Genomic DNA, 14,576 nt, shown 5'->3' with positions numbered 1-14,576 from the left:
GATAAAACGGTTAATTTGGAAAGATTTAAGCCCTGAACAGGTGGCTGATTATTTGAAGCAACATAAAGGGATATCTTTGCATCATGAGACGATTTATAGACTGATTTATCATTATGGCAACATCTGCGAATAGCCAGAAAACCTTATCGCAAACGCTATGGTCGCGATGAAAGAAGAGGTAAAATTAAAAATCGGGTCAGTATTGATGAACGCCCGGAAATTGTTGATAAAAAAGAACGTATTAGGGACTGGGAAGGAAATACGATAATAGGGAAAGATAAAAAAAGTGTCTTATTAACATTGGTTGACCGCAAGACGCTGTATACAATTATCGTTAAACTTGATAGCAAGAGTCGCGAGAGCGGCAGTGAAAGTATTATACCCGTTAAAACAAAAGGTTAAGACCATCACGTTCGATAACGGTTTGGAGTTTGCAGATCATGAAATCATCGGTGAAGAATTAAAAACCCAAATTTACTTTGCTCACCCTTATTCGCCTTGGGAAAGAGGGATCAATGAGAATATCAATGGGTTAATCAGACAATACTTTCCAAAGGGAACCAATTTTAATGAAATCTCTGATCAGGAAATAAATTTTGTGGTAAACCGATTAAATAATCGCCATCGAAAAACACGGGGTGGGAAAACACCGAATGAATTATTTAAAGGAATACGAACATGTTTACTTCCAGATTAACGATGTTGAACTTATTATGTGAATCTACCATGTTTTATTATTGTCATCGGGCTGCATAAGCAGCCCTTATTGTCATCATTCTGGCATTTTGGGCCATTTGATATCAGGTGCCAGTGAAATATCAACACGGCTTAGTAATACCCGGTATTTCTTCCATTCAAGCAACGCTGCTTCTTCAGCTTCTGTCGCGACTTCTAAGTCAACAGCGTCTTGGAGTAATGAAAGTGTTTCATTCGCTTGTCGTAACAGTGTGGCTTGTTGTTGCTTGGCTTCTTCGATCTGACTTGATTTGAAAAGACCTTTATCAACTACCCACTCTTTACCATCCCATTTGTCGTAGTCGGTGTCAGGTTTCTTGAATGTGAGCGTATCGGGTAACTTACCTATTTCTGTTATCTCACGTTTTTGACGAGTTTGTGTATCGTAAGCTGTTTTTCCACGATAATCGGGTACGGTTTCCCAGTACTCACCATCCTCACTACGACAAACCGCCAAATCATTAGATTGGGGGAGGTCTGGGGCATCGGGATAAGCCCCTGCTGATAGACCGATACCGAGCATCAGATATTCAATATCGGCTCTTGTGAATTCCCTTGTTGCTTGATTGGTATGGTAAACGTTTATCCAACCAGCTTTAGATGCCAATCCGTCTTTGCCTAATTCTGCTACTTCCGGTTCTAAAGAATATTTTTGTCCTGTCATTATGCTGCTCTCACTATGTAGTTAAATGCGACGTTGCGGGGACGGGTTTCGTTGCCGACAGCACCGTTGTTTGTAAATCCTTGATAATCACTACCGTTATTCGTAAACGGTAAAGTTTGCTGGCTGTCATCACGATACGAGCCGGGGTGACCGGCTTGATTTGTTACGCCGAATTGCCCTTGTCCTCGACCGCCGTGTCCTCCAACATGCTGGTGCCACTGAACCTGCTGTGGCTGCCAACTCAAAATCCCTCGACCGCTATCCACACCACGGCCATCGTCCCAACCACGAATAAACTCACCACGCAAATCAGGTAGTATTCCTGATGGGTATGCTGCTGCTAATTGCGGATATAGGGATTTATTAAATGCTTGGCCGTTGCACGTCAGGTAACCTGATGGGGGATTCGGTGACGGCCATGGAATGGGTGAGCCGACAGGGATACTATCGTTCTTTCTGCTAAAATTATTATTTATATAGCTATGTAAGTCACCACCCCATATTGAGCCCGTAGTGTTTCCGTCCGCATAGTGTGTTGCACCACCGATATAAACCGCCCCCTGCGTGAAAATATCGCCATTACGCGTATTAAAAAAAATTCGTGTCTTCTGATCTATTGTTGCTCTCAACCCGATACCAAACCACGATATAAGCTCAACATTATTCCCATCAAAGCTAGCCGCATCTTTTGTGCCTGCTTGTATACCGCCGCTACCGGCAATAAATGATTGAGCAATAAATTGTGTGGCATTTACTTTCCCATCCGGTGATACTGTTAACACACGCTTCGCATTAATATCTACAGCGTATCCGAGTGTATCCTCACCACCCGCGCGCATAATACCCGTTTTAACTTCATTGTTATACCAATTGTATTGTGAATACGAGACCTGTATTCCACTATCCATTCCTCCCGGCGTTGAGGCGAGTATTACAGCATTTCGTTCATTCGGTATTGTACCGACTTGTTTAAATCTAAATTGTGAGTTGTAATCTCCCCCCGTCGCTGATACTGCCCCCACATCCTCAGCAGAAGGCTTATTTCTTGTTGTATAGATACTGGTCCAATCTTCCTCAAACCCGTGACTATCGCGGGCAGAGCGATAAGCGATACCTCCATTCCTGTAACCCACTCTTAACTGAAATGCTGGGCAACTTCCAACTCCGTTATAGAAGTGAGCAACAAGCTGGCTGTCCCCCGGACGCTGCAAATCATATAACCCTGTATCCGCATTCCAAGGGACTTGATTATTAACAGAAGATGTTCCTGTTAATCCCAGTTTAAACGCCCCCACATCCTCGGCACTCAAACTGATATCCCCACTCAACGCTTTGCCGTTCACCTTCCGGCTGTTCGGCACCGCATTCTTGGCCTGACTTACCGTTTCCGACAAACCAAGGTTTTTCAAAATTGGTTAACTTATGATAATTTCTAAAAAAATAGTCTTTCATTGGTATTAAGTGGGATTGCACATGGCGAAGATTGGCTATATCCGGGTGTCAACAAACGATCAGAACAGTGATTTACAGCGAAATGCATTATTAAGTATAAATTGTGAACAGATTTTTGAAGATAAAATTAGTGGTAAAACAGCCAACAGACCAGGTTTAAAACGGGCTTTAAAATTACTTAAAAAAGACGACACATTAGTTGTTTGGAAGCTAGATCGACTGGGACGTAGCGTAAAAAATCTGGTCGCTTTGATTTCTGATTTAAGTGAACGAGGTATTCATTTCCAGAGTTTGACTGACAGCATTGATACCAGTACCGCTATGGGACGGTTTTTTTTCCATGTCATGAGTGCATTGGCGGAAATGGAACGTGAATTGATCGTTGAAAGGACGAATGCTGGGTTGATAGCCGCTCGAGCTCAGGGAAGAGTAGGAGGCAGGCCAGTATCAATGACGTTATCCGAACGGCAACAGGCAAAAAGACTGCTAGCCAATGGTCATAGCCGAAAGAAGTTGTCGCTGATTTACGGTGTTTCTCTCTCCACTATCTACAAGTATTTACCAGTTAGGTACTTAGAAAAACCAATAGATTAACTACCTAATTTGTATCATCTTCCACACATTTCCAATTGAGTGATTTAGTAGACCAGATACTTCAACATAGCGGTACACCTTAACAGGAGAACCGCTAATATGGCACAAGAATATCATCACGGCGTCCGTGTACAGGAAATTAACGAAGGTACTCGCACTATTGCGACAGTTAGCACTGCTATTGTCGGTATGGTGTGTACTGCTCCTGACGCAGACGTGAAAACTTTTCCATTAAACACTCCGGTCTTGATTACCGATGTATTGAGCGCAAGCGGCAAGGCCGGTAAAACCGGTACATTGTACCAAGCTCTCAAAGCGATTGCTGACCAATCCCAACCCGTTACTGTTGTTGTCCGTGTGGCACAAGGCGAGACGGAAGAGGAAACTATCACCAACATCATTGGTTCTGTCACTGCTGAAGGCAGAAAAACCGGTATACAGGCACTATTGGCAGCTCAAAGCCAATTAGGTGTAAAACCTCGCATTTTAGGTGTTCCTGGCTTGGATTCAAAGGCTGTTGCCTCTGAATTGGCAAGTATCGCACAGAAACTGAAGGCAATGGCTTATGTCAGTGCTTATGGTTGTAAGACTATCGCGGAAGTTATCAAATACCGTGAAAACTTCAGTCAGCGTGAACTGATGTTGATTTGGCCTGATTTCCTGAGCTGGAACACAGTTTCTAACAGCGAAGCTATTGCTTACGCTACCGCTCGTGCTCTGGGATTGCGAGCTAAAATTGATGAAGAAACCGGCTGGCATAAAACCCTGTCCAACGTTGGCGTTAATGGCGTAACCGGCCTTTCCGCAGATGTATTCTGGGATTTGCAAGACACCGCAACCGATGCAGATCTGTTGAACCAGAATGGTATCACTACTCTTATCCGTAAAAACGGCTTCCGCTTTTGGGGTTCCCGTACTTGCGCCGATGATCCTCTGTTCCAGTTCGAAAGTTATACCCGTACTGCACAGGTATTAGCCGATACCATGGCTGAAGCACATATGTGGGCAATCGATAAGCCACTGACTCCTTCACTGGTTCGGGACATTGTCGAAGGTATTAACGCAAAATTCCGTGAGCTGAAATCCGGCGGCTACATCATTGACGGTTATTGCTGGTATGACGAAAACGCCAATGATAAAGACACGCTGAAAGCGGGCAAACTGACCATTGATTACGATTACACACCTGTACCGCCACTGGAAAATATGATGTTACGCCAGCGCATTACAGATAGTTACCTGATGGATTTCGCGAAAAGCATCAACAGCTAAGGGGGCACTGATGGCATTACCTCGCAAACTTAAATACCTAAACCTGTTTAATGACGGCAACAACTACCAAGGCGTTGTAGAAGAACTTACTCTGCCTAAATTAAGCCGAAAACTAGAAGCCTATCGCGGTGGCGGTATGAGCGGTAGCGCCACTATAGATTTAGGTCTGGATGAAGGCGCGTTGGATGCAGAATTCACTTTGGGTGGCATGGAATCCCAGCTCTATAAGCAATGGGGTATAGCAAAAGCAGATGGTGTCATGTTGCGTTTCGCTGGTTCTTGCCAGCGCGATGATATCGGTGATGTGGTTGCCGTTGAGGTTGTGATGCGTGGCCGCTTCCAAGAATTTGACCACGGTACTTATAAGCAAGGGGATAATACCCAGACTAAGATCACCGCTAAAAACACTTATTTTAAACTGACATGGGATGGTGAAGTTCTGATCGAAATCGACACCATCAATATGGTTGAAAAAGTCGGCGGAGTAGATCGTCTGGCGCAACATCGCCGCGCTATTGGTCTTTAATTTATATCCTAATCTCATCAGGCCATTTACCTATATCAATAACGCCTGATGGGATAGGTTCTTAATCGGATAAACAAGGTTGAACCATGACAGAAACACTTATGACTCAAAACGACGATCAGAAGACAATTGTATTAGAAGAACCATTGGTACGTGGCAATAGTGATATCACGGAAGTGGTAGTGCGTAAACCTAATAGTGGCGCACTGCGTGGTGCACGGTTACAGGCTCTATTGGAGATGGATGTGGATTCCATGGTGCTGGTTTTACCACGCATCACCACACCAGCGCTAACAAAAAGTGATTTGCTGACAATGTCACCTGGTGATCTGATTAATCTCAGTGTGGAGGTAGTCAATTTTTTGTTGCCGAAGTCGGTCAAGTCCGGTTCCCAGAACGACTAACAGTCGATGAACTGGTGGCAGATATTGCCACCGTTTTTCACTGGTCTCCGGTTGTGACAGACGAAATGTCACTGCCCGAGTTATTGGATTGGCGATATCGGGCTATCTTACGAAGTGGTGCAGAAAATGAGTAATATACAATCACAGCTAAAAACAGTTATAAGCGCTGTTGGTAAGCTGACCCACTCTTTTAAATCTGTTCAGCGAGACAATAGAAAACTGGTGGATTCAGTTTGGAAAATCCGAGGTGAATTCAAACTGTTAAATCAGTCCGTTAATGGTATCAAGCCTATTGTAAAATATGCGCAGGAAACTGCGAGAATGGGTACTTATCTCAGATTGTTTAATCAGTCAGTTAATAAGTCTCTGTCTATCCAAAACAATACGAAGGAGACTGTACGGATCCAAAATGATTTCAAGTTAGTTAATAAGTCAGTCAGTCAGTTTCAGTTTATTCAGAATAATACACAGGGAATTGTGCATTCCCATAATAGAGATAAAGGTAATAAAGACAACCGAAGTTTAATTTGGCTAATTATTAACGAATTTAAATTGTTAAATCAGTCGGTTAATGACCTTAAACCGATTGTAAAATATGCACAGGAAACTACGCGGATTCGTGACGATATCAAATCGTTAAATAAATCCGTTGATAAACTTCTGTCTGTCTCTAATTATTCGCAGGGAGCCGTATCTACTAATAATCGAGATAAAGAGAGTAGACGGAATGGTCGTCTTGGCAGGATCCGAGCGCTTGGCGAGCGTATTACGGACACCGGTGAAAATGCAAAATCAACCGGGCTTAAGATGCTGGAAACCGGCAGAAATATAGTAACGCCAGGTTATGAATTAGAACCATTAATGTCCAGACTTCAGGTACTCACTAATGTTGGAAAAAACTCTCCTGAATACGTCATGCAACGTAAACAAATTCGTGAAGAGAGTAAAAGTAGTGGACTTTCAGCTAGCCAAGTTGCACAGGGGCATCTTGCATACGCATCAGCGAGTTATACACCAGAACAGATAAAAAATATGATGCCTAGCACGATCGCAATATCTCAGGTTAGCGGTATGGATCTGGCTGCTACTGCTGAGATTGGTGTGAATGCATTGGCTAGTTTTAAGTTACAGTCTAAAGATATGAGTCATGCCAACGACGTGATGGCAGCCACTCTGATTGGTTCCAGAACCACATTGGCTGCGTTGGGTGATGCCATGCAATATGTTGGCCCGAAAGCGACATCACTAGGGATTGATTTTGAAACTGTCGCTGCTGCCACCGGGAAACTGTCATATGCCAATATCAATGGGGTAGCTGCTGGCGGTGCTTTGGAAAATATTTTAGAGCGATTGGCAAATCCTCCAAAAATTGCAGCTGAGGCGTTGGAACAGCTCAATATCAAAACGCGTGATGCTAAAGGTAACCTACGAGAATTACCTGATATTTTGGCTGAGTTAGATAATAAAACCCGTTCTTTGAACCAAGTTCAACGAGATAATTATCTTAATGCAATTGGTGGTGACGATGCAGCGCCTGCTTTAGGCGTGTTGACTAGCCAAGCTGGGACGGGAGGATTACAGGATGAGGTTGGTAAGCTGAGAAGTCCGCAAGTTAATGGGACAGCGCAAAAAGCAGCATCTGAAATAACAAATAACCTCGAAGGTGATATCCAAAAACTTAATGCCGCTTGGCGTGATTTGGGTATTCAAATTTTTTCTGGTGTAGATGGCGCCTTGAGGAGTGTCACACAGAAAATAACGGTAGTTGTTAACAAAATTGGGGCGTGGATGGAAGCTAATCCTCAGCTGGTCTCTACTTTCGCAACTGTCACAATGGCTGTAGGTGGGGTTTTGGTTGTATTCGGCGCATTGTTACAAGGAATTGGTTCATTATTGTCAATGGTAGTAACAGTAATACCTAGCTTAACCAAACTGAGAAGTGCTGGAGCCGGTTTAGGAAGTGTCTTTAGTTCGCTGGGAAGTATAACCTCAAGTATTGTTGGGTCATTAGGTAATGCTTGGAGGATACTGGCGAATATAGGTGTACAAGCTTTTGGCCTTTTAGGTAATGCTTGGAAGATACTGGCGAGCATAGGTGTACAAGCTCTTGGTCTTTTAGGTAATGCTTTCAATATATTGGGTAATACCATGATGATTGTTGGCCGTTTAATGATGGCGAACCCAATCCTTGCCATTATTGGTTTGATTGCAATGGCGGCAGTTTATATTTGGCAGAATTGGGAGACATTGGGGCCGAAATTCACCCAGCTTTGGGAAAATATTAAAAATATATTCAGTAATGCTTTGGAAAGTATTAAAAGCGTTTTCATGAATTATACCTTAATAGGAATTATTTACAAAAACTGGGATGATATTATCAATACCATGAATGGTATTGGTATACCAGAGAAACTCCAGAAGTTTGGAACTGAAATTATTGACGGACTTTTAAAAGGAATTAAAGAAAGATATGAATTAGTAAAAAATAAATTTTCTTCTATTACTGATTGGTTTAAGTCGTGGTGGAAAGGAGATTCCAAAGCTGAAGTTACGGTAAAAGCATCACAGGAAGTCACTAATAGTACTAATTCTGATGCTGCTACAGTAATTGCTGCTACTGCTCACGATAAAGGCGGCATTATTCCTGCTGGACGGTTTGGCATTGTTGGCGAATATGGACCTGAAATTATAAGGGGTCCTGTGAATGTTACCAGTCGGAGAAAAACGGCTGCATATGCTGCTTTAGGGCTATCTGTGGGTGCAATGATGCCATTTATGGCCGCTGCTCAAACGGCTCCGATGCATTTCCAGAGCTTGCCGGTTCATGCCTATCCTGAAATTCAGGAAAGGGCGGAAAGAAGTCAGCCGCAGCAACACCGAGAAGTGCCGCAATATCATATTTATGTCTATGGTTCACCGGGACAATCCGCACAGGATATTGCCCGTATGGTCAGATATGAGCTTGAGCAGCGGGAGCGTATGCAACAGGCTCGTTTACGTAGTTCATTCTCTGACAGGGAGGATTTTTAATATGATGGCTGCATTGGGTTTATTTGTTTTTATGCTGAAAACCACACCATATCAAAATTTTCAACATAAGCAGTCATGGCGACATGCTTTTAACAGCCGAGTTGGAGTGCGGCCTGCTTGGCAATTTTTGGGGCCAGAGAATGACACTATTACGCTTTCTGGGACATTACATCCCGAGCTTACAGGTGGAACTTTATCATTGCTGGTTCTCAAGCTTATGGCTGACAGTGGTAAAGCTTGGTCTTTTATTGGTGGCAATGGTGCGATTTACGGCATGTTTGTCATTGAAAGTATCGATGAGACAAAAACTGAATTTTTTTCAGATGGAGTTGCCCGCAAAATAGATTTTACCCTGACATTACGGCGAGTGGATGAATCTCTGTTTGAGATGTTTGGTGACTTGCGGGATCAGCTTTCTGATATTAAAGATAAACTTCCTAGTATCAAAGATAAACTGGTAGATAAAGTCACAGGAGTGTTTTCATAATGCAGAAAATAGACTGGGTGCCTGATCTAGATTGGATACCTAAACTCGATATAGTGACAGGAAAAAATAGCGCTCCGGCATTTCATCTGGAAATTGACAAAAAGGATATCAGTGAGCGTATTCAATCGCGCTTGATGTCGCTGACAATGACAGATAACCGAGGTTTGGAGGCTGACCAGCTCGATATCGAGCTGGATGATGCAGACAATATATTACAACTGCCTTCCAGGGGAAATATCCTTTCGCTGGAGTTGGGGTGGCATGGGCATCCATTAACTCCTAAAGGTAAATTTATTGTCGATGAAATTGAACACAGTGGAGCACCTGATAAGCTGACTATCCGTGCACGCAGTGCCGATTTCAGGGGGATTACCAACACAAAATGTGAAGAGTCTTTCCATAATAAAAAGATTGGTGAGATTGTTCGTACAATTGCTGAAAAAAATAACCTGATAGCTTCAATAGGTAAAGATATTGAGAACATCATCATTCATATCGATCAGACAAATGAATCTGATTGCAGTTTCCTTACTCGGATAGCAAAGAGGGAAGGAATTGTTGCTTCGATAAAAAATGGTGAATTGCTCTTTATTCGGCAAGGGCAGAACAAAACAGCCGGTGGTAAGGATATCCCTACCGTAGTGATAAATCGTCAATCTGGAGATAGCCATAGATTTACTTTAGCTGATCGCCAAGCCTATACCGGAGTAACAGCACAGTGGCAGGATACGCGTAATCCAAAGGAAAAACAGACGACTTCTGTCAGCTCAGGAAAAAAGCATAAAGAAGAAGTCAATTCGAAGGAAAAGGGGGATATAAGACTGGAGGGGAAATTGGAAACCTCTATGAAACATACTGAATCAAAAAGTGAGAGTAAAGGAAAAATCCATTGGGAGGGAGAACAGACAACTTCAGTGGAATTCACCCAGTCGGAGAGTGTGAATAAGGAAACGACCTATTTAGCAGGCAGTAAAGATAACGAGCTAGTACTTTCTCATATATATCCCGATAAAGCTAGTGCTGTACGTGCCGCCAAAGCTGCTTGGGAAAAAATGCAACGTGGAGTGGCGTCATTTTCTATTCAACTCGCTCTGGGGCGTGCTGATCTCTACCCTGAAACGCCAGTGAAAGTTATTGGCTTTAAACCGGAAATAGATGAGGCAGAGTGGACTATAACAAGAGCTACTCACACGATAAATCAAGGCGGTTTTACGACAGCGCTAGAGTTAGAAGTAAAAGTTAATGGTCTCGATATGAAATAAATGTTCTCTATATGGGACCTTATGTTATAATGTTCGCGTTATGAGATGGTGTATTAAATAGGGGTAAAGAATATGATTAAATGTCCTCTCTGTGGTAAAGCAGCTCATGCTCGCAGCAGCTTTGAGCATTCCTGCCAGACAAAAGAACGTTACAACCAATGCCAAAATATCAATTGTGGTGCAACGTTCGTCAGTCATGAAACGTTTGTGCGTTTTATTTCTAAGCCGGGTGAAGTGGCAAGCGTTAAACCGCATCCTAAAGAAAAACCTAAAAGCCAGCTGAGTTTGATTTGAAGATTTGAAGTTAACTCGTAAACACTTTGCCACCGAAAGGTGGCTTTTCTATGTATACCGGGCATGTATAACAACTTGAGCCGTTTACAGAGTTCATAGATACAAATAGTGTGAGAAGACAAAGTTCTAAGCTTGCCTCTACATCTGTTTTGTCTAATCTGTTAGGCACTTGGTATTAACTACGTTGCTAAATATCTTATAATTAATAAATTCACTTGCGCCTCTGGTTATATTTTGTCAGTTTTAGTGTAATTATAATCTCTGATTGACACTCCCCAAGACAGGACAATAACGATGAAAAATGTGGGTTTTATCGGCTGGCGTGGTATGGTCGGCTCAGTATTAATGCAGCGTATGATTGAAGAACGGGATTTTGATATTATTCGTCCTGTATTCTTCACGACATCACAACATGGGCAGATTGCTCCTGATTTTACAGGTCAACAGGGCACCTTACAGAATGCTTTCGATATTGAGGCTCTTCGTGTTCTGGACATTATTATTAGTTGCCAGGGAGGAGATTACACCAATGAGGTTTATCCGAAGTTAAGAGCAACGGGTTGGCAGGGATATTGGATTGATGCGTCGTCAGCGCTGCGTATGAATGATGATTCCATCATTATTCTTGATCCGGTCAATCATGCTCATATTCAGGAAGGTTTTAATAAAGGTATAAAAACTTTTGTTGGTGGTAATTGTACTGTTAGTTTAATGCTGATGTCTCTGGGCGGTTTGTTTACTAATGATTTGGTTGAATGGGCTTCTGTTGCGACTTATCAGGCAGCTTCTGGTGCCGGTGCCCGTCATATGCGCGAATTACTGGTTCAGATGGGCTCTCTGCACACTCCGGTAGCAAAAGAGTTGCAAGATCCGGCATCTGCTATCTTGGATATTGAAAGGAAGGTAACAGATTTCACCCGTAGCGGTTCTTTACCAACAGACCAATTTGGTGTACCACTGGCAGGTAGTTTGATCCCATGGATTGATAAACAGCTTGATAACGGTCAGAGCCGTGAAGAGTGGAAAGGGCAGGCAGAAACCAACAAGATCCTCAATACCGGTAATAAGATTATTACCGTTGATGGGTTGTGTGTACGTATCGGAGCTTTACGTTGCCACAGCCAAGCATTTACTCTGAAATTGAAAAGAGACATTCCGATTCCTGAAATTGAGCAATTACTGGCTGAGCATAATGACTGGGTAAGAGTGATCCCAAATGATCGTGAACTGAGTATGCGGGAATTGACCCCGGCAGCGGTAACAGGCACGTTGAATACTCCTGTGGGGCGTTTACGTAAGCTGAATATGGGCCCGGAATATTTATCTGCTTTTACAGTAGGTGACCAATTGTTGTGGGGAGCAGCAGAGCCTCTGCGTCGTATGCTACGTATCTTAGCTTAATCGTTTTAATCTATTTATTTATGTAAAAATCCACTCGTTATTCGGGTGGATTTCTCTATTGGGTATAATGGTTCTGTTGATTGTTTCTTTATTGGTTTATTTTTGTTATATTACATAAATTATATTTATGATTTGTATCTTCCTAGTAAATCATTTTTATGGAGATGACGGGAATGGAACAAGATAAATTACTGAGTTTAAAAGTAAGAGAATTAAGAGAGTTGGCAAGAACGTTATCTTTTCGCTATATCAGTCATAGTAAAATCAAAATAGATTTTAATTCAGATGTAAATATTTTTATAGAGGATATATTGGGACGGGTTCATGTTCATTGTTTATCTTCAAGTGGTGCAATTGAATTAATCCAATTTGAAATAGATCACTTGAAAGAGCAAGCTTTCTATTTAACCGCGAATAGAGTAAAGCAATATGTAATAATTGAAAGGGAAAAAGAGAAATCAAGTTATGCTAATCTTATATTAAAACAGATCGGATTTGTTGGTGGTGGTACTCAGATTCTTGCGGGTTACACAGTCTGTAAGGCTTCTTTAGGGTTAGCATGTGCTTCATTCGGTGCTCCATTAATGGCTCATGGGTACAATAATGTTGTTGAAAATGGATATTATCTATTGTACAGAGAAAATATTAATGGTGGTGTCAGAGAAGGATACAGATATATTGCTAATAAAATCTGTTTAAGTGATAAAGATGCAGATATTGCTTATGCAACTGTTGATTTGGCTCTTTCAGGTTATGGCGCTTTTAGAAAAGTCTTGAAGCCAAGAGAAAAGTCATGGAAGTTATTCAGAAATATAGATAATGATTTTATCAGAGGGTGGAGAGAAATGGGAACTGTGAGCTTAACTACAGAAGGTATCGTTGATAGTTCTACAATTTTGAGTATTTATCAGTTACAAGAGGATAAATAATGAATTATATCGATGTTACAATTTCGACTCAATCTACTTGGCAGGATATTTTTCTTTACTATCTTTTATCATTAACGCTTTTGTTTTTTCTTTTTTTCATGAAAATTACCATAGAGAAAAGAAGAAGTTATATTCTCTCTGTTCTTGGGTTTTTTATTATAGTAATATTTGGTTCAATTCAATTGTTTATTGTTAAATATGGTGGTTATCATGATATTATATCAATGTTTATTAATTTAAATAGTGAGGTAATTAGAGTGGGTAGTGTGATTTTTTCTGTTTTATATGCTTGCATGTTACCAAGAAAATATTGAAATTAGTTTTAGATTAGATGATTATGAAATGAATTTGTTAATGGATAGGATAAGCTTATAATAACTATCTAATTACTGAAGAAATCATAATATGCTTGTTGAGTATTTGTTGATTAATATAGGAAAAAATATGGATTATATTGATGTTATAATTTCCACTAAGCCCACTTGGTGGGATATTTCTCTTTATTACATTATGTCTTTAGTTGTTTTTATCTCATTTTATTTTATAAAAAAGATTGTGGATGAAAAACGTAATTATATTTTGTCTGTTTTTGTTTCTATTTTAATAATTATATTTGGTTATATACAGCTATTTGTGGTTGGTCTTAATGAGCACCATGATTTTATATCGAAATTCATTAATTTAAATAGTGAAGAGATTAAAATAGGAAGTATGATATTCTCTGTTTTATATGCTTTGGTCCTACCGAGAAAAGTTCGTTAATGAAACAAGGCGTGAGGTTAAAACGCCTTGTTTTGCTCTTTTAATAAATCCTATCATCCCAAATACTATACCCACCAGTACCTGCGATAAGGTGATTCCAGGTAATATTTGTATATTTTAATGAAATACTTTCCTGTGGTGGGAGCTCATTATGATTCAGCGAATGCGGATGTAAAACACTTATTTCAGTGATTGTGGCACCAGTGATCTTTATATTGTAATAACGTTCTTGAGCACCATTTGAGTTAGTTCGGTAAAAATCAATAGAGCATTCAAGAGACTCATTGTCAGAAATAGCAACACCAAGTAATGGTGATGATTTGTCGATGGGTTTTTGGATAACAATGGGTTGGTGATCGACGTTTTGAGCCCGTGTTATCGCATGGCTTAAGCTATAAACTAATATCTGATCAAAGTGGTTTGCTTGATATTTATTACCAATAGAATCAACAGAAGAACATCCAGCTGATATTAACCCTTGTTTTTTTCCCTTTACCGTCATGTAAATCATGTCAGCCATATTATATCCTTAGATTATATTTAAGTGATGTTTTACAGAAACATTAGATAAATTACACTTTATTGGTGATAAATAACAGATAAAAAAACGCTCATAGAGAATAAATATGAGCGCTTTTGGGATTGTTAATAATATTAATTAACCTCAGCTTCGTTTAAAAATAGCTATATCACAATCCCGTAAATTCAAGCTCGGTTTTTTAGGTTGGAATGTATAAGCAATTAGGCCAGCGACGATTTCCAAT

General features: G+C 40.8%; 15 protein-coding genes and 4 pseudogenes. 14 read left to right on the top strand and 5 right to left on the bottom strand.

The genetic code is table 11. The annotated features are described in order from the left end of the window. Window positions 1-123 precede the first annotated feature (123 nt). A pseudogene (locus ABR397_RS20805) lies at window positions 124-697 on the top strand (IS30 family transposase). Between the two features lie 75 nt (window positions 698-772). On the opposite strand, the gene ABR397_RS20800 reads toward ABR397_RS20805, so the two are convergent. From ABR397_RS20800 to ABR397_RS25075, 3 genes and pseudogenes are all read right to left on the bottom strand, one after another. Next, window positions 773-1,399, bottom strand: a complete 627-nt coding sequence (locus ABR397_RS20800) for a tail fiber assembly protein (protein ID WP_350307379.1) — start codon at window positions 1,397-1,399, stop codon at window positions 773-775. After that, window positions 1,399-1,842 (bottom strand): annotated as a pseudogene (locus ABR397_RS25080) (phage tail protein); the annotation flags it as partial. The pseudogene ABR397_RS25080 and the gene ABR397_RS20800, both read right to left, overlap by 1 nt. Window positions 1,843-1,941: 99 nt before the next feature. Beyond that, window positions 1,942-2,694: pseudogene (locus ABR397_RS25075) on the bottom strand (tail fiber protein); the annotation flags it as partial. A 178-nt stretch (window positions 2,695-2,872) separates the two neighbouring features. Between ABR397_RS25075 and ABR397_RS20790 the strand changes: the two are divergent. The 13 genes from ABR397_RS20790 (at window position 2,873) to ABR397_RS20730 (ending at window position 13,812) form a co-directional block, all read left to right on the top strand. After that, on the top strand, window positions 2,873-3,445 hold the full coding sequence (locus ABR397_RS20790; protein ID WP_036841199.1) for a recombinase family protein: 573 nt from the start codon (window positions 2,873-2,875) through the stop codon (window positions 3,443-3,445). A 99-nt stretch (window positions 3,446-3,544) separates the two neighbouring features. Continuing rightward, entirely contained in the window at window positions 3,545-4,717 is a 1,173-nt protein-coding gene (locus ABR397_RS20785) for a phage tail sheath protein (RefSeq protein ID WP_350307377.1), read from the top strand. Window positions 4,718-4,727: 10 nt separating this feature from the next. Next, window positions 4,728-5,243: a phage major tail tube protein gene (locus ABR397_RS20780; protein ID WP_350307376.1), complete on the top strand. Its 516-nt coding sequence runs from the start codon at window positions 4,728-4,730 to the stop codon at window positions 5,241-5,243. A gap of 86 nt (window positions 5,244-5,329) precedes the next feature. Further along, window positions 5,330-5,647, top strand: a complete 318-nt coding sequence (locus tag ABR397_RS20775; RefSeq protein ID WP_350307375.1) for a phage tail assembly protein — start codon at window positions 5,330-5,332, stop codon at window positions 5,645-5,647. A gap of 14 nt (window positions 5,648-5,661) precedes the next feature. Further along, complete coding sequence (locus tag ABR397_RS20770; protein WP_200875311.1) at window positions 5,662-5,781, top strand: GpE family phage tail protein; 120 nt, start codon at window positions 5,662-5,664, stop codon at window positions 5,779-5,781. Continuing rightward, window positions 5,774-8,677 carry a phage tail tape measure protein gene (locus ABR397_RS20765; protein ID WP_350307374.1) on the top strand — a complete coding sequence of 968 codons (2,904 nt, stop codon included), beginning with the start codon at window positions 5,774-5,776 and terminating at the stop codon, window positions 8,675-8,677. The genes ABR397_RS20770 and ABR397_RS20765 overlap by 8 nt, the downstream gene beginning before the upstream one ends. A 1-nt stretch (window position 8,678) precedes the next feature. Further along, window positions 8,679-9,164, top strand: coding sequence for a phage tail protein (locus ABR397_RS20760; protein WP_350307373.1), 486 nt, complete (start codon window positions 8,679-8,681; stop codon window positions 9,162-9,164). Then, complete coding sequence (locus ABR397_RS20755; RefSeq protein ID WP_350307372.1) at window positions 9,164-10,426, top strand: phage late control D family protein; 1,263 nt, start codon at window positions 9,164-9,166, stop codon at window positions 10,424-10,426. Before ABR397_RS20760 ends, ABR397_RS20755 begins: the two co-directional genes overlap by 1 nt. A gap of 72 nt (window positions 10,427-10,498) precedes the next feature. After that, on the top strand, window positions 10,499-10,720 hold the full coding sequence (locus ABR397_RS20750; RefSeq protein WP_036841214.1) for an ogr/Delta-like zinc finger family protein: 222 nt from the start codon (window positions 10,499-10,501) through the stop codon (window positions 10,718-10,720). A 294-nt stretch (window positions 10,721-11,014) separates the two neighbouring features. Then, window positions 11,015-12,121, top strand: coding sequence for an aspartate-semialdehyde dehydrogenase (asd, locus tag ABR397_RS20745; RefSeq protein WP_350307371.1), 1,107 nt, complete (start codon window positions 11,015-11,017; stop codon window positions 12,119-12,121). 173 nt (window positions 12,122-12,294) lie between these two features. Beyond that, window positions 12,295-13,050, top strand: coding sequence for a DUF4225 domain-containing protein (locus tag ABR397_RS20740; protein ID WP_350307370.1), 756 nt, complete (start codon window positions 12,295-12,297; stop codon window positions 13,048-13,050). Further along, window positions 13,050-13,364: a hypothetical protein gene (locus ABR397_RS20735; RefSeq protein ID WP_350307369.1), complete on the top strand. Its 315-nt coding sequence runs from the start codon at window positions 13,050-13,052 to the stop codon at window positions 13,362-13,364. Before ABR397_RS20740 ends, ABR397_RS20735 begins: the two co-directional genes overlap by 1 nt. Before the next feature lie 130 nt (window positions 13,365-13,494). Beyond that, entirely contained in the window at window positions 13,495-13,812 is a 318-nt protein-coding gene (locus tag ABR397_RS20730; RefSeq protein ID WP_350307368.1) for a hypothetical protein, read from the top strand. 40 nt (window positions 13,813-13,852) lie between these two features. Here ABR397_RS20730 and ABR397_RS20725 read toward each other — a convergent pair whose 3' ends face one another. Next, on the bottom strand, window positions 13,853-14,332 hold the full coding sequence (locus ABR397_RS20725) for an Hcp family type VI secretion system effector (RefSeq protein ID WP_046974571.1): 480 nt from the start codon (window positions 14,330-14,332) through the stop codon (window positions 13,853-13,855). A gap of 144 nt (window positions 14,333-14,476) precedes the next feature. After that, a pseudogene (locus ABR397_RS25495) lies at window positions 14,477-14,576 on the bottom strand (IS982 family transposase); the annotation flags it as partial.

Source organism: Photorhabdus viridis, from assembly GCF_040256935.1.
In the GTDB taxonomy this organism is placed as follows: Bacteria; Pseudomonadota; Gammaproteobacteria; order Enterobacterales; family Enterobacteriaceae; genus Photorhabdus; species Photorhabdus viridis.
This window is presented reverse-complemented; position numbering and strand designations above follow the sequence as displayed.

Coding starts and splice junctions, on each gene's coding strand:
- ABR397_RS20800 (WP_350307379.1), bottom strand. CDS start 1,399: ATGACAGGACAAAAATATTCTTTAGAACCGGAAGTAGCAGAATTAGGC.
- ABR397_RS20730 (WP_350307368.1), top strand. CDS start 13,495: ATGGATTATATTGATGTTATAATTTCCACTAAGCCCACTTGGTGGGAT.
- ABR397_RS20740 (WP_350307370.1), top strand. CDS start 12,295: ATGGAACAAGATAAATTACTGAGTTTAAAAGTAAGAGAATTAAGAGAG.
- ABR397_RS20765 (WP_350307374.1), top strand. CDS start 5,774: ATGAGTAATATACAATCACAGCTAAAAACAGTTATAAGCGCTGTTGGT.
- ABR397_RS20775 (WP_350307375.1), top strand. CDS start 5,330: ATGACAGAAACACTTATGACTCAAAACGACGATCAGAAGACAATTGTA.
- ABR397_RS20735 (WP_350307369.1), top strand. CDS start 13,050: ATGAATTATATCGATGTTACAATTTCGACTCAATCTACTTGGCAGGAT.
- ABR397_RS20750 (WP_036841214.1), top strand. CDS start 10,499: ATGATTAAATGTCCTCTCTGTGGTAAAGCAGCTCATGCTCGCAGCAGC.
- ABR397_RS20790 (WP_036841199.1), top strand. CDS start 2,873: ATGGCGAAGATTGGCTATATCCGGGTGTCAACAAACGATCAGAACAGT.
- ABR397_RS20755 (WP_350307372.1), top strand. CDS start 9,164: ATGCAGAAAATAGACTGGGTGCCTGATCTAGATTGGATACCTAAACTC.
- ABR397_RS20760 (WP_350307373.1), top strand. CDS start 8,679: ATGATGGCTGCATTGGGTTTATTTGTTTTTATGCTGAAAACCACACCA.
- ABR397_RS20725 (WP_046974571.1), bottom strand. CDS start 14,332: ATGGCTGACATGATTTACATGACGGTAAAGGGAAAAAAACAAGGGTTA.
- ABR397_RS20780 (WP_350307376.1), top strand. CDS start 4,728: ATGGCATTACCTCGCAAACTTAAATACCTAAACCTGTTTAATGACGGC.
- ABR397_RS20785 (WP_350307377.1), top strand. CDS start 3,545: ATGGCACAAGAATATCATCACGGCGTCCGTGTACAGGAAATTAACGAA.
- asd (WP_350307371.1), top strand. CDS start 11,015: ATGAAAAATGTGGGTTTTATCGGCTGGCGTGGTATGGTCGGCTCAGTA.